This window comes from Caulobacter sp. NIBR2454 (assembly GCF_027474405.1).
Classification (GTDB): Bacteria; Pseudomonadota; Alphaproteobacteria; order Caulobacterales; family Caulobacteraceae; genus Caulobacter.
The window spans coordinates 346,947-365,402 of sequence record NZ_CP114871.1; the positions used below are offsets into that span (position 1 = coordinate 346,947).

General features: G+C 64.5%; 16 protein-coding genes and 2 pseudogenes. 8 read left to right on the forward strand and 10 right to left on the reverse strand.

Translation table 11 applies throughout. The annotated features are described in order from the left end of the window. Position 1: 1 nt before the first annotated feature. Both O5K31_RS01695 and O5K31_RS01700 read right to left on the reverse strand, forming a co-directional pair. Positions 2-4,327 (reverse strand): lipase family protein, encoded by a 4,326-nt coding sequence (locus O5K31_RS01695; protein WP_269715406.1) that lies wholly within the window; start codon positions 4,325-4,327, stop codon positions 2-4. Between the two features lie 132 nt (positions 4,328-4,459). Further along, positions 4,460-5,419 carry a mechanosensitive ion channel family protein gene (locus O5K31_RS01700; RefSeq protein WP_269715407.1) on the reverse strand — a complete coding sequence of 320 codons (960 nt, stop codon included), beginning with the start codon at positions 5,417-5,419 and terminating at the stop codon, positions 4,460-4,462. Between the two features lie 141 nt (positions 5,420-5,560). Between O5K31_RS01700 and O5K31_RS01705 the strand changes: the two genes are divergently transcribed. Beyond that, on the forward strand, positions 5,561-6,748 hold the full coding sequence (locus tag O5K31_RS01705; RefSeq protein ID WP_442867744.1) for a patatin-like phospholipase family protein: 1,188 nt from the start codon (positions 5,561-5,563) through the stop codon (positions 6,746-6,748). Here the strand turns inward: O5K31_RS01705 and O5K31_RS01710 are convergent. Further along, the gene (locus tag O5K31_RS01710; protein WP_269715408.1) at positions 6,745-7,479 is read right to left on the reverse strand and encodes a hypothetical protein; all 735 of its coding nucleotides are present in this window, start codon (positions 7,477-7,479) and stop codon (positions 6,745-6,747) included. The two genes, O5K31_RS01705 and O5K31_RS01710, sit on opposite strands and share 4 nt — an antisense overlap. Positions 7,480-7,602: 123 nt before the next feature. Continuing rightward, a complete protein-coding gene (locus O5K31_RS01715) occupies positions 7,603-8,712 on the reverse strand; it encodes a DUF3667 domain-containing protein (RefSeq protein WP_269715409.1) in 1,110 nt (369 codons plus the stop codon). A gap of 123 nt (positions 8,713-8,835) precedes the next feature. Here O5K31_RS01715 and O5K31_RS01720 point away from each other — a divergent pair, with 123 nt between their 5' ends. Then, a complete protein-coding gene (locus O5K31_RS01720) occupies positions 8,836-9,999 on the forward strand; it encodes a DegT/DnrJ/EryC1/StrS family aminotransferase (RefSeq protein WP_269715410.1) in 1,164 nt (387 codons plus the stop codon). Here the strand turns inward: O5K31_RS01720 and O5K31_RS01725 are convergent. Then, entirely contained in the window at positions 9,996-10,853 is an 858-nt protein-coding gene (locus tag O5K31_RS01725; protein WP_269715411.1) for an MBL fold metallo-hydrolase, read from the reverse strand. The two genes, O5K31_RS01720 and O5K31_RS01725, sit on opposite strands and share 4 nt — an antisense overlap. 71 nt (positions 10,854-10,924) lie before the next feature. Between O5K31_RS01725 and O5K31_RS01730 the strand changes: the two genes are divergently transcribed. The 3 genes and pseudogenes from O5K31_RS01730 to O5K31_RS01740 all read left to right on the forward strand — a co-directional run bounded on the left by O5K31_RS01730 (position 10,925) and on the right by O5K31_RS01740 (position 12,439). Continuing rightward, positions 10,925-11,287 (forward strand): ArsR/SmtB family transcription factor, encoded by a 363-nt coding sequence (locus O5K31_RS01730; RefSeq protein WP_269715412.1) that lies wholly within the window; start codon positions 10,925-10,927, stop codon positions 11,285-11,287. Further along, positions 11,253-11,780, forward strand: coding sequence for a rhodanese family protein (locus tag O5K31_RS01735; RefSeq protein ID WP_269715413.1), 528 nt, complete (start codon positions 11,253-11,255; stop codon positions 11,778-11,780). Before O5K31_RS01730 ends, O5K31_RS01735 begins: the two co-directional genes overlap by 35 nt. Before the next feature lie 21 nt (positions 11,781-11,801). Continuing rightward, positions 11,802-12,439, forward strand: a pseudogene (locus tag O5K31_RS01740) (sulfite exporter TauE/SafE family protein). Here O5K31_RS01740 and O5K31_RS01745 read toward each other — a convergent pair. From O5K31_RS01745 to O5K31_RS01755, 3 genes are read right to left on the reverse strand one after another with little or no spacing between them, the layout of a single operon-like run. Next, positions 12,436-14,055 carry a cisplatin damage response ATP-dependent DNA ligase gene (locus O5K31_RS01745; RefSeq protein WP_269715414.1) on the reverse strand — a complete coding sequence of 540 codons (1,620 nt, stop codon included), beginning with the start codon at positions 14,053-14,055 and terminating at the stop codon, positions 12,436-12,438. The pseudogene O5K31_RS01740 and the gene O5K31_RS01745 overlap by 4 nt on opposite strands. Before the next feature lie 18 nt (positions 14,056-14,073). Then, complete coding sequence (locus tag O5K31_RS01750; protein ID WP_269715415.1) at positions 14,074-14,247, reverse strand: hypothetical protein; 174 nt, start codon at positions 14,245-14,247, stop codon at positions 14,074-14,076. A 38-nt stretch (positions 14,248-14,285) separates the two neighbouring features. Beyond that, the gene (locus O5K31_RS01755; protein ID WP_269715416.1) at positions 14,286-14,723 is read right to left on the reverse strand and encodes an acetyltransferase; all 438 of its coding nucleotides are present in this window, start codon (positions 14,721-14,723) and stop codon (positions 14,286-14,288) included. 72 nt (positions 14,724-14,795) lie between these two features. Between O5K31_RS01755 and O5K31_RS01760 the strand changes: the two genes are divergently transcribed. After that, positions 14,796-15,206, forward strand: coding sequence for a PaaI family thioesterase (locus tag O5K31_RS01760; RefSeq protein WP_332367281.1), 411 nt, complete (start codon positions 14,796-14,798; stop codon positions 15,204-15,206). Here the strand turns inward: O5K31_RS01760 and O5K31_RS01765 are convergent. Both O5K31_RS01765 and O5K31_RS01770 read right to left on the reverse strand, forming a co-directional pair. After that, positions 15,203-16,414, reverse strand: coding sequence for a DUF1624 domain-containing protein (locus O5K31_RS01765; RefSeq protein ID WP_269715417.1), 1,212 nt, complete (start codon positions 16,412-16,414; stop codon positions 15,203-15,205). The genes O5K31_RS01760 and O5K31_RS01765 overlap by 4 nt on opposite strands. A gap of 74 nt (positions 16,415-16,488) precedes the next feature. Further along, positions 16,489-17,518: pseudogene (locus O5K31_RS01770) on the reverse strand (ligase-associated DNA damage response exonuclease); the annotation flags it as partial. Positions 17,519-17,543: 25 nt separating this feature from the next. Between O5K31_RS01770 and O5K31_RS01775 the strand changes: the two are divergent. Together O5K31_RS01775 and O5K31_RS01780 are read left to right on the forward strand one after the other, a co-directional pair. Beyond that, positions 17,544-18,023: a PaaI family thioesterase gene (locus tag O5K31_RS01775; protein WP_269715418.1), complete on the forward strand. Its 480-nt coding sequence runs from the start codon at positions 17,544-17,546 to the stop codon at positions 18,021-18,023. Continuing rightward, entirely contained in the window at positions 18,020-18,442 is a 423-nt protein-coding gene (locus O5K31_RS01780; protein ID WP_269715419.1) for a PaaI family thioesterase, read from the forward strand. The genes O5K31_RS01775 and O5K31_RS01780 overlap by 4 nt, the downstream gene beginning before the upstream one ends. The last annotated feature ends 14 nt before the right edge of the window (positions 18,443-18,456 follow it).

Below are 18,456 nucleotides of genomic sequence, written 5' to 3' on the forward strand. Positions count from 1 at the left end.
CCTACGCCCAGTCCAGATGCATCGTTGGTGTGTTGTAGACCCCGAAGTGGCTGATCATGTCGATCGACTCCGAAACCGCCTCATCGAGGCCCAGAGCGACAAGATACTGGTTTGACGCGGCGCTATAGCGGCCAAAGCTCGTGCCGGCTCCGATCGACAGCATCTGACCGATCACAGCCGCCTTCATAAACAGATCGGGATTGTCGGACCCGCCCGCCAAACGAGTGAGGAAATCGATGTTCTCCGCTCGCCCGAAGAACGCGACAGCAGCGGCCGTATCCACGTAGTGGGACCTGGCCAGCTGGTCTCCGATGACCAGATCATAAGCGCTGCTGATTGTTTGACTGAATGTCAGGCCGGCATAGTCCTGCGCGAACTTCCCAGCGTTGGCTGAGCTGAGGGCCAGGTTGACCGAAAAGTTGATGTAGCGGCTCTCCTGATTAAAGGCCGCATAGTAGGCGTCGTTGAGGTCTTGCGCGTTGCCGGTCGAATTCACCAGCCAGGCGAGGCCGTCGGATGTCGGCGTCTTGCCTGTGAAGAACTGATACGTCTGCAGCGCCACGGCGGTGGCGGCGTCATGCAACTCGGCGATCCGCAGCAGAGCCTGGGGCTCTGAGATCACGCCCTTGGCGGCTTGGTCGGCGATCGACGCCAGATGCCGTTGCGTTGTCGCGTCAGGCGCGCGCCCAAGGCTCATTCGTTCGAATATCTCCACGCAGCCCGCGACGGTGGCCACTGGGCTGCCGGGTTCTTCGCCCTGGCCCGGCGGTGGCGGTGGCGGAGGCGGTGTCTCGATGAGCTCCGCCAGGGTGTAGGTGCGGTCGCTGAATTGAAAGGCCTCAAAATCGTACAGGGTGTCCGTGCCGTCTGGCGATCGGAAGCGAAGGTCTGTGACCAGCACTCCGCCGTCAGCTTGGACGGTGACGCTGTAGTTATTGCGGGCGACGGTCCAGGCCGCGGTATCGACATCACCGGGAGCAAAGGCCGTTGTCGGAGTTGAGCGCAAACCGACGTCGAGGGCCAGGGTGGAGCGGTCGTCGCCGTAGAGGAGGTCATCGCCCTGCTGGCCGTAGATGGTGTCGGAACCTTCTCCCCCAACGATCTCGTCGTCGCCGCGGCCGCCCGCGAGGGTGTCGTCGCCGCCCGCGCCTTCGATAAGGTCGTCGCCGTCTCCGCCAGATAGATCGTCTTTCGCGGCCCCGCCGCCCAAGCCGATCGAGCCTTCGTAGACGAACGTGGTCATGCCGTTGAGCGTCTCAGGGGCGAAGTCTCCCGGGTGCCACCCGAGGATCGTCATCACGGTGTGGTCCGTCCCATGGGTGATGCGCAGCGTGCCGCCTTCACGAGGGTTCGCCCATGGGGTGTAATTCAGTTGAGCGCCGTCATAGTCGCCCAACAGCGTAATGCGGTCGCCGTCGCCGAGGTCGGTGATGGTGTCGTTCTGGAATTGGGCGAAGGAGCCAGCGAAGACGTCACGCCCCAATCCGCCGGTGATTTCGTCGGCCCCTTCCCCTAGGAGAAAGACCTCCGAGCCGTCCGTATAGGCCACACCCCGCAGAAGGGCTGGCCGGATAGGACTGGCGCCGTCGAGTTCGCCACCGGCATCAGACGCTACGGCGACGTTGAACACGCTGCTCGGGGCGCCGTCGAAGCCCAGGTCGTTGAGGACCTCATCGTAGCCGTCCAGTCGCAGGGACGAGGCCAAATAATGGTCCATTGAATGTTGAACGGTAGGCAGATCACTTTCTTGAAGCGACACGCGGATCACACCGCCCGATGTGCGGTAGTCGCGAGGGTTGTCGACGAATTTATCGAGCAACCAGGCTAGGCCCCAGGCGAGAGGGCCGAGTCCCCGTGCAATGTCGCCAGCGAATGGCACTAGGTCAGCCGTGTGCTCGACATGCAGCATCCGCGGATCGCCGGTGTTTTTCTCGGCCCCCGGCGAGCCGAAGCTGACCGCACTAAAGCGATCGTCGAACTGGACGCGCTCGTCCTGCATGAACAGCTGCGCCATGGCGCCGCCCAAGCTGTGGCCGGTGACATAGACCCGATCGATCGCTTCACCGCCGCGGGTGTGACCGTCGTTGTTCACGTAATCCAGCACCGCCTGAATCAGCGGCTCATACTTGGCGTAGTGCATGGCGAACTGCGGATAGTCCGCCAGGTCGGACCCCTGATCAGTGCCCCGGAAGGCCAGCATCAGCGTGTTCTGGCCGGCCACCTTACCGAAGTAGACATGGGCGTTGGCGTTGATGAGAGGTCCGCCTGGACCTGGCGCTTCTTCGAAGGCGTCATAGACCCCGTTCTTGAAGTTGTAGCCCCACTCTTCTTCCTCCTGCATGGCCCCCATGCGGATGCCGAGCTCCAGCGCCGATAGAGGCCGCCAGCCGTAGCCGAGGCTCGCCTCGTCCTCGTAGGAGGCCAGGGCCGCTCGCGCGAACATCTCCAAGGGGCCCTGGCTCTCGACCTCGTTGTCCGGAAGCTCTTCGAACAGTGCGCGTTCGATGCGGATCATACGATCGACTTCGCCGTCTAGCAGCGAGGTGCTGGTGGTGACGAACTGGCCGATCTCGTTGTCGAACGCGTCCTCGAACTCGTAGTTCGAGGCCCGGCCCAGCATGTAGACCGTGTCGATGTCGTCGCCGATTTCCTGGTTGTCGCCACCATCAATGATGTCATCGCCATCATCGTTGGTGAACTTGTCGTCGCCCCAGTCACCGAAAAGGACATCGTCGCCATCGTCGCCAGCCAGGATATCGTCACCCCGGCCCCCATCCAGGTGATCGTCCCCGTCGCCGCCTTCGATCCGGTCGTCGCCCTCGCCGCCGAACAGGGCGTCGTCGTCCGCGCCGCCGTCCAGCTCGTCGTCACCCTCCTCGCCGTAGAGGTCGTCTTCGCCGGCGCCGCCAAACAGGAAGTCGTCCCCGCCTGCGGCTTCTTGGCCTTCGTCGCCCGAGATGACGTCGTCGCCGTCGCCACCGTAAATCTCGTCGTCGCCCAGCCCGCCATAAGCCTCGTCGTCGCCCTCACGCAGATAGACAAGGTCGTCGCCCACCGAGGCGTGGACCTTGTCGTCGCCGGCAAGGGCGTCAATCCGATCATCCCGCCCGGTGCCGATCAGCTCGTCTTCGTCAGGCGTTCCCATGATCCAGGCGTCTGGATCGGGAAATTCTTGTTCGCCCCCTTGCCCCTCACCGCTCCAAAGCGGATTTTCCACGCGATAGACGTCGTGTGCGCCGTTGGTATCCCCAGCCACCATCGGCCGGTTGGTTACAAAGCTCACATAGTGGCCGTTCGGGGAAAAGCGGACATCCAAGAACGGGTTGGATGTCGCCCCCTCGACCATGGCCAATTCGTGGATTACCGGCGTGTGTGAGCCGGCATTGGTCGAAATGCCATCCCAGACATATATCGCCCATCCGCCGTTGAACTCATGGGTTGTGTAATCGAAGTTCGAAGTAAATACAGTCCAGAGTTCCCCTTTCAATCCTCGGACTTGTTCTAAATATGTCGGCTTGGTGGAATTGGGTAGCGAGAACAAATAGGCTCCATATAGCATCTCGCTAACATTTCTATATGCATTGCTCCACTGAATTTGTCCGAAAAGCCCCGAGTCTCCCAATATTCCCCAGGAAAAATTCCAGTTGTCTGCGGATGAGCTTAAGCTATTGGAGTAGTTATTACCAATAAGTGATCCCGTGTCGCGCCGCATTGTGTAGCTCTTGGATTCGGCCCAATGCAGTTCATTTGTATGTTCTCCATCGGCAACCCAGAATATGCCCTGGTAGTTCATACGCTTTCCAGAATAGGTCCAGCTTTCGTCTGTATCGACAAGCACCTCACCCGTTTGGACGTTCTTGATCAGGCCTCGATCGTCACCCGGAAGATCAACCGAGCGGTCTTCGAAATAGGCTATGTTCTGACCATCCGCCGAGATGGCTCCATCGAAGAAGCAGTCGTACTCAAGACTGTCGCTGATCATGCGCACTTCGCCACTGTCGCGATCAAGAACGAACACGTCGAAGCGTCCGTCCTCGTCACCCTCGACGACATTGTCGGCGTCGGAGCTCCACGCCACATAGCGGCCGTCGGCGCTGATGCCGACACCCCGCACATCGCCCCCGACGCCGGTCCGGGTGATCAGTTGGGTGGAGTCCGTCTCCATGTCTCGCAGATAGATTTGCGCGCCGCGTGGCGGCCCACCAAGGATGTCGGCGGCCGTGCTCATGAAGACGACATAGCGGCCGTCATTGGACATGGCGCCGCCCAAGGCGGGGCCGTCGGATTGTTCATTCCGCCAGTTGAGATTGACGCGTTCGATGGGCATGGCCGACTCCATCCACTTTGGAAACTAAGTAGATGAGTAAGTCCTTACGCTATGCTGCGGCGCGGCGTATCGATGAGCGGCTTGATTTGTGCGGCGAACGGCGCGGCCTTGAGGGGGTGAGCCGGTTCAGGGTTATTCGGGCGTTAACCCATTGTTGTTGGGCGATACTTTGCTGCGCGCCAGGGCCTTGAGGCTGAGGTGACGCTTGCGGCGGCGTTCGCTCGCCGTCGGCTTGGGCGCGGGCGGGTGCAGGGGCGGCAGGTCGGCCTGGGCGTCCTCGGACAGGATGCGGATCGCCAGCAGCAGGTCCGACTTGGTCGAGCCCTCGTCCTCGCGCGCCGTCCACACCCGCACCGCGCCTTCGACGAAGGCTTCGCTCATGGCGGTGATCTCAACCACCGGGGGCGGGTCCTTGCGGATGCGCGGGTCGGCGGCGATGCGCGCGTTCAGCGCCTCCAGCATGGCGGGAATGTCCGTCTTGTAGGGGACCTTCCAGACCAGGTCGGCGCGATGGCGCGGATAGTGGGTGTAGTTGAGGATCACATCCCCGAAGACCTTGCCGTTAGGCACGATGACCTTGGTGTTGTCCCCCATGGCCAGTTCGGTGACGAACAGATCCAGCGATGTGACCACGCCCTTGCGGGTCGCCGTCTCTATGGTGTCTCCCACTCGATAGGGGCGGAAGATCAGCAGCATCACGCCGGCCGCCACGTTCGACAGTGTTCCCTGCAGCGCCAGACCGACCGCCAGAGACGCCGCGCCCAGCACCGCCAGGATGGATGTCGTCTGCACGCCCAGCTGCTGCAGCACGGCGATGACGCCCACGAAAATGATCACATAGCGCGTCAAGGACGCGCCAAAGCTGGCCAGGGTCGGATCGGGATTGCGCCGATGAACGCGGGTCAGAGAGCGCCGCACAACGCCTGACAGCGTCTTGGCCAGCCAGAAGGTGACCAGCAGGATGATGACGGCGACAACGAAATTGACGGCGAAGGAGCCGAGCACGTCCACGGCCTTGCGAACGAGATTCTCGTCCAGGGTGATCGGGTTGCGAACGGCCTGTTCGATTTCCTGCGGTGCGTTTGTCTGCATGTCTTTGGAATATAGCTGCGCCCCGGCTCGTCAACGGTCCCTCTCGCACGAGGTTCCGCTCAGGCTTCCCAGGCGGGCTTTGACCTGCCCCCCGCCTTGGGTGTTAGGAAGAAGCACGACCGCGTCCTGGAGGGAGAGCCCTTGCCGAAGTCCGACACGCCTTCGCCTGTCCTTGATCCGCGCCGCCGGCGGCGGTTGGCGCATAGCCCCGCCGGGGCTGAGCCGAGGGGTTTCGAAGGCGTTCGTCTGACGGTCACCGAGGCGCAGGACGCCCTGACGGCGGCCGCCGACCGCATAGCGGCGCCCCGTTCCTTGTGGTCGCGCACGCCGTTCGAAATCCTGGCCGTATCGGGCGGAGCCGCAGGCGGCGCGTTCGGAGCCGGCATATTGGTCGGTCTTTCGCGGGCCGGCCGCAGACCCAACTTCGCCATCGTCACGGGCGTTTCGACCGGGGCCCTGATCGCGCCCTTCGCCTTCCTCGGCTCGGCGTGGGATGAGCGACTGACCGAAGCTTATACCGGAGGGCATGCCGCGCGCCTCCTGACACTGCGCAAGGCGATTCCAGGGCTGGGCGGGCTATTACGCGCCGAGTCGATGGACGCGCTCATCGCCCCGTTCGTGGACGAGGACCTGCTGCTGGCCGTAGCCCGCGCCCATGCCGAGGGGCGGCGGCTGTTCGTGGCGACCACCGACCTTGATCGTCAGCAGGCCTGCATCTGGGACATGGGGGCGATCGCCTCCTACGCCCGACCTGGCGACAGCGATGCAGCCCTGAAGTTGTTCCGGGACGTCCTGGCCGCCTCCGCCAGCCTGCCCGGCCTGTTCCCGCCGCGTCTGATCGCCAGCCGCGCTGACGATGAGGATTTCGAAGAGATGCATGTGGACGGCGGTGTCGCCGCTCCCCTGTTCATCCTGCCCGAGGCGCTGCTGCGCGACCGCAACATCGGTCGCCGTTTCCGCGGCGGGCGGGTGAGAGTGATCGTCAACACCGTCCTGGATCCGGCGCCGCGAACCACGCCCAGCAATCTGCCCGCGATCCTGATGCGCAGCTTCGACACCATGCTGCGGTTTTCCTACCGCCAGGCGATCAGCGTGGCCGCCACTTTCTGCGCGGGCGCGGGGGTTCCGCTGGAGATCGCCTCAATCCCCTATGACCCCAATCACGGCAGCATGGTGAAATTCGACACCGACAGCATGCGGCGTATGTTCGACGCCGCCGTGGCGAGCGTCGCGGAGGGCAAGGCCTGGGTCACGGCGACGCCGGAGCCGGCGACGCTGAGCGGGATGTTCAGCCGCTCATTTCGCCCCGGAAAGCCCGCGCCGGTCTAGACGGTCGCCAGGGCGGGCGTCATGCGCGTTTCGGCATGCGCGGCTTCGGGATAGGCGCAGATCGACGCATGCAGTCTGCGGGCCTGGGCCAGGACCAGCCGAGAAGCCCAGGACAGGTTCTGCTCCGGCCGCGCGCCGTCGAAACGGTGGCGGGTGGCGTAGGAGGTCTCTTCCTTGAAGCTTAGGCCCGTAGCGGCGCTGACCTTGGCGAAGACGGCGCGGCAGTCGACGGCCATATCCTCCATCTGGACGAAAGTGATTCCCCGCCGCAGCTTCCAGACCGAGCGGTAGTAGCCCAGCCAGCATACCAGGGCCGTGAAGGCCGTGAAGCGGACGCCCCAGGCCATGACATCGGCGCTATGCGAGCGGTGGCGCAGGGATAGGGCCGCTTCCAGCGGATCGCGGATCATCACGACGGTCGGCACGCTCGACTCCACCGCTTCACGCAGGGCGAAGGCGCGGTGGGAATGAGAGTGGACGCGGTGGATATCCGAGGGCGCGACGTTGCCAACTAGGAAGCTGTTGCCCGAATGGCGAAAGCCTTCGATGACCACGGCGTCGGCGGCCAGGGCCGGTTCTTCCTGAACCTCTTCATTGCGGTGGAACAGCTTGTTGCCCGTGCGGCGAACCAGGCGATAGGCGCGATAATTGTCGGCAAGCAGCCAGTAGCTGGCGCACACCACGGCGCTCAACGCCAGGCCCGAAAATCCACGACCACGTGTCTTGTTCACTACAGACGCTCCCCCCGTCGTCATCCCCGCCTCCATGCGCGGACGACCTGCCCCCCAGCAGTTTGGAGAACAACGTTAAGGCAAAGTCTCGCCGTTAGTAAACTGTTAAGCTTACCGGAATGGTTAACCCGTCAGGCCCAGCATTATGATGGCCGTCAGGAACAGGCACAGGGTCACCGCGCAGAAGTTCAGCAGCATGAACAGACGCCAACTGGTGGAGAAGACGCTTAGGCCATAGGCGCCTTTTAGCTGAGCGAACATATGGGCGGGTATCGCCAGCATGACGGCCAGACTGACCAAGTTCAGCTGGGCGCCGGCCCACATGGCCACTGAACCGAGCAGGAAGAGGATGGCGATGAAGGTCAGGGAGTAGAGAACGAACACCCCGTGATCGTAGAGCGTGAATCGCCGCTTCCACAGAAATAACAGGGCCACGAAGGGTATGGAGATCGGGATCAGCAAAAAGCTGAATTTGTAGAAGGTCTGTTGGATTTTATAGAGCGCCAGTTCCGGGTTCTGCAGCTTCTTATTGAGCTTTTTATCCAAGGCTTTGTTACCCGTGTTCGCCTTCAGCTCTCCCTTTGCGGCCAAGGACTGAATCTCCTTGGACCAGTCGGCGGAGATCACCGCGACGTCCGGCGGCGTGGGATCGCTCGACATCGCCTCGTTGGCCTCATCAAGGGCCTTGCGCGCCGTTGCGATGCGAGCGTCGGCGGCCTGTCGTTGTTGCGCCGTGGCGCTGGCCGGCAAATTTTCCTTGGCTACTTCAGCCTGAGTCACCTCGTTGGCGGCGCGGAACAGGGTAGTGCCGCTCACCTCTGGCTTATTGTTGGCGGCCGGCTGGCCTTCCTGGCGGGCGGCGGGCGCGAAGCTAAGCAGCATGAACACCACGAAGACCGTGAAGAGATACATGCCGAGCGGCGAGACATAGCGCGAGCGTTTGCCCTCGACCCACTCGCGCGTCAGGCGGCCTGGATTGAGGAACAGCAGCGGCAGGGTGCGCCAGATGCGGCTGTCGAAGTGCATGACCCCGTGCAAAATCTCCTCGCCAAGATGCAGCAGCGAGCGGTGGACGTGGGTGGGCTGGCCGCAGTTGGAGCAGAACTTCCCGCTGGTCTCCGCGCCGCAGTCAGCGCAGGTCCCGTGGTGGTCGCCCGCCTTGCCGGCAGGCCGCTCGACGGCCGCGCCGATCAAGCCGTTGGTGGCGCCTACGCCGGCCGCATCCAGATCCATGCCCATCCCCTATGGCCAATCGCTGATCAATAGCGCCGTTCCGCCGGCCGGGCCATGGGCCGAAATACTCGGTTACAGGGATTGTCTCGAAAGCGGCGCCGGACGGCCTTAAGAGGCCGCTTTATGAGCATGATTCCCTTTATCGATCTGGCTGCCCAGCAACGGCGTATCCGCGACCGCCTCGACGCCGCCATGGCGCGCGTCCTCGATCACGGAGGCTATGTCATGGGACCCGAGGTGCGCGAGTTCGAAGCCAAGCTCGCCGCCTTCGGCCAGGCCAAGCTGGCGCTGTCCTGCGCCAATGGCACCGACGCCATCGCCTTGCCGCTCATGGCCTGGGGGATCGGTGCGGGGGAAGCGGTGTTCTGTCCGTCCTTCACCTTCACGGCCACGCCGGAAGTCGTGCCGTGGACCGGCGCGACGCCAGTCTTCGTCGACATCCTGCCTGACACCTTCAATATCGACCCTGTGCAGCTGGAGGCCGCCATCGCGGGCGTAAAGGCCAAGGGCGAGCTGAAGCCCGCCGCGGTGATCGCCGTCGACCTGTTCGGTCAGCCCGCCGACTATCCGGCCCTGCGCGCCATCTGCGACCGCGAGGGGCTGAAGCTGATTTCCGACAGCGCCCAGGGCTTTGGCTGCACCTTGGGCGGCAAGCATCCCCTGCACTGGGCGGATGTCGCCACCACCAGCTTTTTCCCGGCAAAGCCGCTGGGCTGTTATGGCGACGGCGGGGCGGTCCTGACCAACGATCAGGCCCTGTGGGACCTGATGGACAGCTATAGGGTCCACGGCAAGGCGGTGGCGGCGGACCTGAACGGCCGCGTCTTCGAGCATGAGGCCAAATATCTCAACGCCCGCATCGGGATGAATTCGCGCCTCGACACCTTGCAGGCGGCGATTCTCATCGAGAAGCTGGCGATCTTCGAAGAGGAGATCGGCATGCGCCAGGTGGTGGCCGACCGCTATGCCGAAGGTCTCAAGGGCGCGGTGCTGGCGACGCCCAAGGTGATCGATGGCGGACAGTCGGTCTGGGCGCAGTACGTCATCGAACATGAAAACCGCGACGGCCTCGCCGCCTATCTGAAGACCCAAGGCGTGCCGACGGCGGTCTATTATCCGGTGCCCATGCACATCCAGGAGCCCTATGCCCATTTCCCGCGCGGCGAAGGCGGCCTGAAGGTGACCGAGGCCAAGGCGCAAACGGTTCTGGCCCTGCCGATGCACCCCTATATGGACGAAGCCATCCAGACCCGGATCATCCTCGCTATCCGGGCCTTCAACGGCTAGATCGCGTTCACCGGCAGGCGCAGGAACACCCGGCCCGAAGGCTCGGCTGGAGGCAGGGCGCCGGCGCGGATGTTCACCTGCAGCGAAGGCAGGATCAGTGTCGGGGCGGCCAAGGTCGCATCCCGCGCCTCGCGCATGGCCACGAACTCGGCCTCGCCGACACTGTCGTGGACGTGGACGTTGCCTTCGCGCTCGGCCGCTACCGTGGTCTCCCACGCCGGTTCACGCCCTGCGGGCTGATAGTCATGGCCGACAAAGATCCGAGTTTCCGGCGGCAGGTCCAAAATCTTGCGGATAGAGCGATAGAGCACCGCCGCGTCTCCGCCGGGAAAGTCAGCCCGCGCCGTGCCGTAGTCGGGCATGAACAGCGTGTCGCCGACAAAGGCGGCGTCGCCAATCCGATAGGTCACGCAGGCAGGCGTGTGCCCTGGGGTATGCAGAACCGAAATGTCCAGCTCGCCCAGGGGCAGGGTCTGGCCTTCGTCGATCAGATAGTCAAAGGCGCTCCCGTCCGCACGGACGTCCTCAGCGTCGAACAGCGGGCCGAAGGTCTTCTGTACGTCAGTGATGTGGGCGCCGATGACGATCTTGGCGCCCGTGCGCTCGCGGATCAGTTCTGCGGCGGAGAGATGATCGGCGTGCGCATGAGTCTCCAGCACATAGGTCAGCGCCAACCCCTGGTCGGCGATGTGCGCCAAAAGTCGATCGGCCGAGGTGGTGGTGATCCGCGCGGCCTTGGGGTCGAAGTCCAGCACCGGATCGACGATCGCGGCCTGACGGCTTTGCGGATCGGAGACGATATAGCTGACCGTAGAGGTGGCTGGATCGAAGAAGGCTTGAACAAGGGGGGGCATCGCGGGTCTCCTGAGAGGTGTTCCTGCATATTAGGGATTGCTAAATTAGAATCAACTGATATATGAGCCTCATGTTCGATCTCGTGAAATTCGACATCGCCCAATTCGAAGCCAATGCGGCGCAGGCGGCCAAGCTCTTGCGCGCACTCGGCAACGAGCGGCGTCTGATGATCCTGTGCCAGCTCACTGACGGCGAACGCTCCGTCGGCGAACTGCAGCCTGTCGTCGGGCTATCCCAATCCGCACTCTCCCAGCACCTGGCGGTGTTGAGGGAGGAGGGGGTGGTGGCCACCCGGCGGGAGGGCCAGACGATCTGGTACCGGATTGAAGACCCAGCAGCTGTTCGGGTGGTGGCGACGCTCGCGGAGATCTTCTGTCCCCCGGATATGAGGAATAGCCATGACCGCCCGTCTGATCCCCCTAAGTCCCGCTGAAGTCGCCACGCGCCTGAAGATCGGCCGCGCCGTCCTCGTCGATGTCCGCGAGCCTGACGAATACGCCCGGGCCCATATCCCTGGCGCCCTGTCGCGGCCCCTTTCCAGTTTCGAGCGCGCCGCTCTCAAGATCGAGCCTTCGCGGGAGGTCGTTTTCACCTGCCGTACCGGCATGCGGACCGGCGCCAATTGCGACCGCTTGGCGGCCGCCGTCGAGGGTGACGCCTATGTGCTGGAAGGCGGCCTGGACGCCTGGACCCGTCAAGGCATGCCGGTGCGCGAAAACCCCAACGCGCCGCTGGAGATGATGCGTCAGGTGCAGATCGGCGCCGGCGGCCTCGTCCTGATCGGCGCCCTGCTCGGGGTTCTGGTCCACCCTGGCTTTCTCGGTGTTCCCATCTTCGTTGGCGCTGGTCTGCTGATGGCGGGGATCACAGGCTTTTGCGGCATGGCCCGCCTGCTGGCCTTGGCGCCTTGGAATCGCGCGGCCTGATCCATGGATTTCGCCTCGACGATGATGGTCGCCGCGGTGGCGAGCGGCGCGCTGGTCGGGCTGTTGCTGACCGTCTTCGGCGGCGGCGGCTCTGTCCTCGCTACGCCCTTGCTTCTCTACTTCGTCGGCGTGAGTGATCCGCACGTGGCGATAGGAACATCGGCAGCCGCCGTGGCGGTCAACGCCATGGCTGGCCTCGCCGCCCAGGCCAGGGCGGGGCGGGTCAAGTGGCCCTGTCGATGCTGCGACCGGCGAGATCGCTAGGCGACCCTTCGGTTCGCTTGGACGGGAGGCTGGCGCTTAGGTTGGCCCCGGTGGGATTGCTGGTCGGCTTTGCGGCGGGGTTCGTTGGCATTGGGGGCGGATTTCTGATCGCCCCGGGCCTGATGGCGGCCACGGGCATGACACTGGCCAACGCGGCCGCTTCGTCACTCGTCTCGGTGACCCTGTTCGGAGGCGCGACGGCCGCCAATTATGCGGTGTCCGGGCTCGTGGACTGGCATATCTTTCTAGCCTTGGTGGCCGGAGGAGTCGGCGGAACAGCCATTGGGCTCCCCGCCGCCCGCGCGCTGGCTTCAAGGGCCCAGGTCGCGAGGCGGCTCTTTGCCTTGATGATCCTCACGACCGCCGTCTACGTGGCTTGGCGCGCTCTGACCTAGCCTAGCATCCGCTCCAGGGTGGCCAGCTCATCCGCCTCACGCGCCGGCTTGTCCCAGCGGATGCGGCTGATCCGCGGAAAGCGCATCGCCACCCCGCTCTTGTGACGGGTAGAGCGCTGCAGCCCCTCGAACGCGACTTCCAGCACCAAGCCGAAATCCACCCCGGCCTTCACCGCCCGAACGGGGCCAAAGCGGTCGGTGGTGTTGTCGCGCACGAACTTGTCCAGCAGTTTCAGCTCCTCGTCGGTGAAGCCGAAGTAGGCCTTGCCCACGGGCGTCAGGGAGCGCTCGCCTTCAGCGTCCTCACGCCAGACGCCGAAGGTGTAGTCGGAATAGAAGCTCGACCGCTTGCCGTGTCCGCGCTGCGCGTACATCAGCACCGCGTCGATCAGATGCGGATCGCGTTTCCATTTGAACCAGGGGCCCTTGGGCCGGCCTGCCTCATAGGCGCTGTCCCACCGCTTGAGCATGAGACCCTCAGATAGCTGGGCGTCGCCCTCGGGCGGCTCGGCGCGCAGAGCGGTCAGTTCCTCCCAGGTTTCAAAAGGCTGCAGCGGCGACAGGTCGATCTGGGGACTAGCGATGCGGGCGACGAAGGCCTCCAGCCGCTTGCGTCGCTCGGAAAAGGGCAGGGCGCGCAAATCTTCCTCGCCATCCAGCAGCAGGTCATAGGCTCGGATGCCGGCTGGATAGGCAGCCAGCAGCTTGGCGTCCGCCGCCTTGCGGCCCAGGCGCTGCTGCAGGTCGTTGAAGGCGCCGAGATGCCCGTCGCGCAGGACGATCAGCTCACCATCCAGCGCGCCCTCGAAATCGAGCTGCGAGACCACGTCGGGAAAACTGCCGGACACATCGTCGCCCGTACGGGTGTAGAGGCGGCGCACGCCGCGCTCGCTCACCGCCTGCACGCGGATGCCGTCCCATTTCCACTCGGCGGCGTAGTCGGAGGGATCGAGTTTCGGAAAGTCGACCGCCTCGTCGATGGCGTGGGCCAGCATCACGGGCCGGAAGCGGCCAGGGTGGTCGGCGTCCGGCTTGTCCGCCCGGCCTTCCAGCCAGGCGAACAGGTCGGCATAGGGCGGCTCGACCGCGTGCCACAGTTCCTCGATCTCAGCGACACTGACCTCCTGCCCGTTAAGGGCGGCCAGGTCGGCGCAGGCCTGCTTGGCCAGCCGCGCCGACAGGCCCACGCGCAGGCCGCCTGTAACTAGCTTTAGCAACGCCCATCGGCCGTCGGGGTCGAGTGCGTCCAGCCATCGCTCAATCAGGGCCTGGACCTCCGCTCGGCTGGCCGTGCGCAAGGCGTCGATGACCTCGCTAAGTTCCGGCTCACGGTTGGCGCCCGGCTGGGCGGGCCACACCAGCGATACGGTCTCGGCGAGGTCGCCCACGAAATCATAGGACCAGCCGAACAGAACCGGGTCCATCCGCGCCTCGACCGCCTTGCGAACGAAGGCGGGCTTGGCGGCGTTTAATGAAAGCTCGCCGGTCAGGGCCGCCAGCGCCCACCCCCTGTCGGGATCAGCGACATTGGCCAAATGGTCGCGCACAAGCACGAGCTTGGCATTGCGCGAGCTGGTCAGGGATAGCCGGTCGAGCAGATGGGCGAAGGCGCGCATGGGGTCAGGATAGGAGGCTCAGCCCTCGCCGACCATGCCGCCCTCGTCGTCCTTTGGCTCGTCAGGTTGAACGCCGCCAGGCGCGGCGTCACCGATCATGCCGTTCTCTTCGGAAGGGGAGGGCGTGGAGTCGGGTGTCTTGACGCCGCCTTCCTTGACGGGCTCGGACGGGATTTTGGGTTCGTCTGTCATCCAGGCCAAACCCCCCGTCGATGGCCCAGGTTCCGCTGTCAGACCTCACTCAGGTGCAGCAGGGGGTAGGGCATGCCGGCGCTGTCGGTCTCCGACCGTCCCGCGAGACGAAAGCCCAGCCGCTCGTAGAATCCGATGGCGCGGGTGTTCTGCTCGTTGACGTCCACCTTCAGGGGGATGCCTCTCGCCCGCGCCGTCTCGATCAGGGCGCGGCCCAGGCCGGCGCCATGGTGGGCGGGATCGACGAAAAGCGTGTCTACCTTGTCGCCATCAAGGCCCATGAACGCCAGGGGGCGGTCGGAGGCGTCCACCACGACATGCAGCACTGCCTCAGGCAGGTAGGATTGGCGGACCATTCCGCTGATGAATTCGAAGTCCTCGGCCGCGAGGAAGTCGTGGGTCGCGGTGACGGCGTCACGCCAGATGTCAAACAGGCGGGGCACGTCTGAAGGGCGACTGAGGCGGATCATGATCATGGTTGCGTTATTAATGGACATTTATTCAAACGAATGTTTAATTCGTGCGCAAAGGAGATTTCCGTGGCCCTTATGCCTCCTGATGGTTTCGAACCGCATGCTCGCAAGAGTCCCGTCACCGATCCATGGGAGCCGCTCTTCGCGCGGACTCTCGACGATCGCCTCATCCTGGGATTGGAGGTGCGCGAGCCCCACACCAACTCGCGCGGACTTCTGCATGGCGGTCTGATCGCGGCGCTTGTCGACAACGCCATGGGCCTGTCCTGCGGTCGCGCGCTGGAGGGGCAGGGCGTCGAGGCGAAGGGGCTGGTGACCGTCTCACTCAGTCTCGACTATCTGGGCATGGCCAAGCTGGGCCAGTGGCTGGCCTTCGACACCCACTTCGTAAAGGCGGGCAAGACCCTGTGCTTCGCTGAAGCCGGCGTGACGGCGGACGGGGCGACGATCGCCCGCGCCAGCGCCAGTTTCCGGGTCCTGAACTAGAGGTAGCTGAGCCACCAGTCGCGGCGGCGGCGCTTCACGCCCGCGAACCAGGCCGACAGCGGATAGAGCGCCGCGATTGTCAGGGCCCACAGCAGGTAGACCATCGGCAGGCCGAAACCCCAGCCAGCCTTCACCGTACGGCTCGGATCGACCACGAAGTTAATCAGGATCGATGGATCGAATCCGGTGGCCGCCGCGATCGCCAAGGCGCCCAGGTGCAGTACGTAGATATGCAGCACATAGGTGAACAGCGGCGTCCGCCCGAAGGCCAGAAGCACGCGCGCGGGTAACCCTTTTAGATGCTCCAGCGGCAGGGACAGCATTAGGGACACGCCCAGCGTCGCCAGCACATAGAGCAGGGACGGCGGGTATTTGAAGAGGTTCATGAACGACATCGCTGTCCGTTCAGGGCTGGCCTGAATGCTCCATGGAACCGGGTCGCCATAGACGTTGAACCCGCGCAGCACCGCAAACGCCGCCAGCATGCCCAGCGCCACGAACAGCACTGTCCGCCGCCGCTCCTGCGGCGCCTTCAGAAACAACCCGCCCAGGCCATAGCCGAGGAACATCACCCCGGCCCAGGGCAAAAGGGGATAGGCCACAAAGCCAAGGCCCGGGATCAGGGTCAGCTCCATCATGAAGCCCCAGAGCAGGCCCCATGAGCCGAAGTCGGCCGCATCGACGCCGGCCAGGGCTGGGTGACCGATGATGATGACCGCGCCGAGCGCGCCCACCACCGCCGGCGGCGCCCAGGTCAGTGCGGCCAGCAGCACCATGCTGGCGCCGATCGCCCAGATGACCTGCATGAACAACACAGGGCCGAAATTGAAGCCAAGGCTGACCAGCGTGATCTCCAGGAACACCAGCCAAAGGCCGCGAGTCAGCAGGAAGCGCGACAGGCTGGTCGGCGTCTTGCCGTTGGCCCGCTGCAGATAGGCCGAGACGCCTGACAGGAAGACGAAGGTTGGTGCGCACAGGTGGGTAATCCAGCGTGTGCCGAACACGGCCAGGTTCGACCTGGCTGGGTCCACGGGATCGTAAAGGAACGCCTCTGCGTGGAAGTAATCGCGCGCATGGTCCAGCACCATCAGGATGATGACCAGGCCACGCAGCAGGTCGATGACATCCAGGCGCGCCGCGCCGGCGCGGGTCAGGGCCGGCTCGGTCAAGGGATCGGTCCGCATGGCGGTGGTGGTCGAAGTCGTCACTGTGCGCGCCCCAGGCTTGGTTTCACGCACTTGATCAGACGGAACGTCGTTCGGCTACTGCACGGATGGTAGGGTCAACCGTCGTCCTCGTCGTCCTCATAGCCGACCAGGGCCAGGGCGCGGGCCTTGATCCCTTGAAGTTCGCACCAGCGCAGGAGTGCTTCCTCGCGGCCATGAGTGATCCAAACCTCGCCGGGTTTCAGCTCGGTGATGGTGGCGGCCAGTTCATCCCAATCAGCATGGTCGGACAGGATGATCGGCAGCTCGACGCCCCGTTGCCGCGCGCGGGCCCGCACCCGCATCCAGCCGGACGCGAAAGCCGAAACCGGGTCGGGGAAGCGACGCGACCATCGGTCCTGCAGAGCCGATGGCGGGGCGACCACGATCTCGCCCGCGAATTGTCCCTTGGCTGCGCCGCTGGTGGCGGGAGCCAGCGTGCCAAGATCGAGGCCCTGCGTCTGGTAGAGGGCGCATAGCCGTTCGAGCGCGCCATGGATGTAGATTGTCCGATCCCAGCCGGCTTCGCGCAGCAGCATGATGATCCGTTGCGCCTTGCCCAGGGCGTAGGCCCCGACCAGGTGCGTGCGTTCCGGAAACTGCTTCACAGATTTGAGCAGCTTGGCGATTTCGTCGGTGTCCGGCGGGTGGCGGAAGATCGGCAGGCCAAAGGTCGCCTCGCTGATGAATACGTCGCAAGGGACGGGTTCAAACGGCAGGCAGGTCGGGTCGCGGCGGCGCTTGTAGTCGCCGCTGACCACCATGGTCAGGCCCTTCCACTTCACCACCGCTTGGGCCGAGCCGAGCACATGGCCCGCCGGGACCAGGGTGATCTCCACCCCGTTTCGGGTGATCGTCTGGCCATACTCGATGGGCTCGACCGTGTGGGCGAAGTCGCGGCCGTAACGTTCGCCCATGATCGCCAGGGTCTGGGGCGTTGCGGCCACCATATAGTGGCCGGCGCGGGCATGGTCGGCGTGGCCATGGGTGATCACGGCGCGGTCCACTGGCCGCACCGGATCGATGTAGAAGTCCCCGGGCGGACAGTAGAGGCCGTCGGGCCGGGGACACAGGAGGCTCTCGGGTTTCAGCACGATCTGGATATGAGCCTTTCGGGCGCTATAAGCCTAGTATGAGCGACGACCTCGAACGGTTCCGAAATCTGGCCCTCGGCATGAACAAGGGCAGCCCTCAGGCGGCGGCCCTGGGCCTTGAGACCATCTCCATCGACCCCAGCGGCGCGGTGCTGAAGGTCCCCTATCATGAGCAGCTCGTGGGCGATCCCGAGACGGGCGTCATCGCTGGAGGCGTGGTCACCACCCTGCTGGACCATGCCTGCGGCCAGGCGGTCCATGCGGCCATGGAGACCTGGACCTCCATCGCCACCCTGGACCTGCGCATCGACTACATGCGCCCGGCCGTGGCGGGAAAGGACATCCTGGCCCGCGCCCATTGCTACAAGCTGACCCGCTCGGTCGCCTTCGTGCGGGCGGTGGCTTACGATGTCGATCCCGACGATCCCGTCGCGGCGGCTCAGGCCGCCTTCATGCTGGACTCCAGCGCCGGCCGCAAAGCCGGGGCCAATCTCAAGCCGCCGCGAGCCGCCCAATGACGCAGGAGAGCGACCGCCTCGCCGCGGTTCTTGGCCGCATTCCGTATGCCAAGTTCCTGGGGGTTCACGCTGAACTGGCCGGCGATGAAATGACCATCATCCTGCCGGCCTCGCCGCATCTTATCGGCAACCCCATGCTGCCGGCCCTCCATGGCGGGGTGCTCGGCGCGATGATGGAGATGACCGCCCTGGCCCAGCTGATGGTCTCGCAGCCGCTGGAGCGCCAGCCGCGCACCATCGACGTCTCCATCGAATACCTGCGCTCGGGCCGCCCCCTGACCACCTACGCCCGCGCTCAGGTCAAGAAGATCGGCCGCCGCATCGCCAATGTTCACGTCGAAGCGTGGCAGGAGCAGCGGGCCGCGCCGATCGCCGCCCTGCGAGGGCATTTCCTGGTGGAGCCGGCGGTCGAGGATTAGGCGCGTCTGTCGCA

Excerpts from the sequence above, each read along its gene's own strand:
- O5K31_RS01755 (WP_269715416.1), bottom strand. The coding sequence starts at position 14,723 with ATGATCATGATCCGCCTCAGTCGCCCTTCAGACGTGCCCCGCCTGTTT.
- O5K31_RS01720 (WP_269715410.1), top strand. The coding sequence starts at position 8,836 with ATGAGCATGATTCCCTTTATCGATCTGGCTGCCCAGCAACGGCGTATC.
- O5K31_RS01715 (WP_269715409.1), bottom strand. The coding sequence starts at position 8,712 with ATGGATCTGGATGCGGCCGGCGTAGGCGCCACCAACGGCTTGATCGGC.
- O5K31_RS01745 (WP_269715414.1), bottom strand. The coding sequence starts at position 14,055 with ATGCGCGCCTTCGCCCATCTGCTCGACCGGCTATCCCTGACCAGCTCG.
- O5K31_RS01700 (WP_269715407.1), bottom strand. The coding sequence starts at position 5,419 with ATGCAGACAAACGCACCGCAGGAAATCGAACAGGCCGTTCGCAACCCG.
- O5K31_RS01695 (WP_269715406.1), bottom strand. The coding sequence starts at position 4,327 with ATGCCCATCGAACGCGTCAATCTCAACTGGCGGAATGAACAATCCGAC.
- O5K31_RS01725 (WP_269715411.1), bottom strand. The coding sequence starts at position 10,853 with ATGCCCCCCCTTGTTCAAGCCTTCTTCGATCCAGCCACCTCTACGGTC.
- O5K31_RS01730 (WP_269715412.1), top strand. The coding sequence starts at position 10,925 with ATGTTCGATCTCGTGAAATTCGACATCGCCCAATTCGAAGCCAATGCG.
- O5K31_RS01750 (WP_269715415.1), bottom strand. The coding sequence starts at position 14,247 with ATGACAGACGAACCCAAAATCCCGTCCGAGCCCGTCAAGGAAGGCGGC.
- O5K31_RS01780 (WP_269715419.1), top strand. The coding sequence starts at position 18,020 with ATGACGCAGGAGAGCGACCGCCTCGCCGCGGTTCTTGGCCGCATTCCG.
- O5K31_RS01735 (WP_269715413.1), top strand. The coding sequence starts at position 11,253 with ATGACCGCCCGTCTGATCCCCCTAAGTCCCGCTGAAGTCGCCACGCGC.
- O5K31_RS01775 (WP_269715418.1), top strand. The coding sequence starts at position 17,544 with ATGAGCGACGACCTCGAACGGTTCCGAAATCTGGCCCTCGGCATGAAC.
- O5K31_RS01760 (WP_332367281.1), top strand. The coding sequence starts at position 14,796 with ATGCCTCCTGATGGTTTCGAACCGCATGCTCGCAAGAGTCCCGTCACC.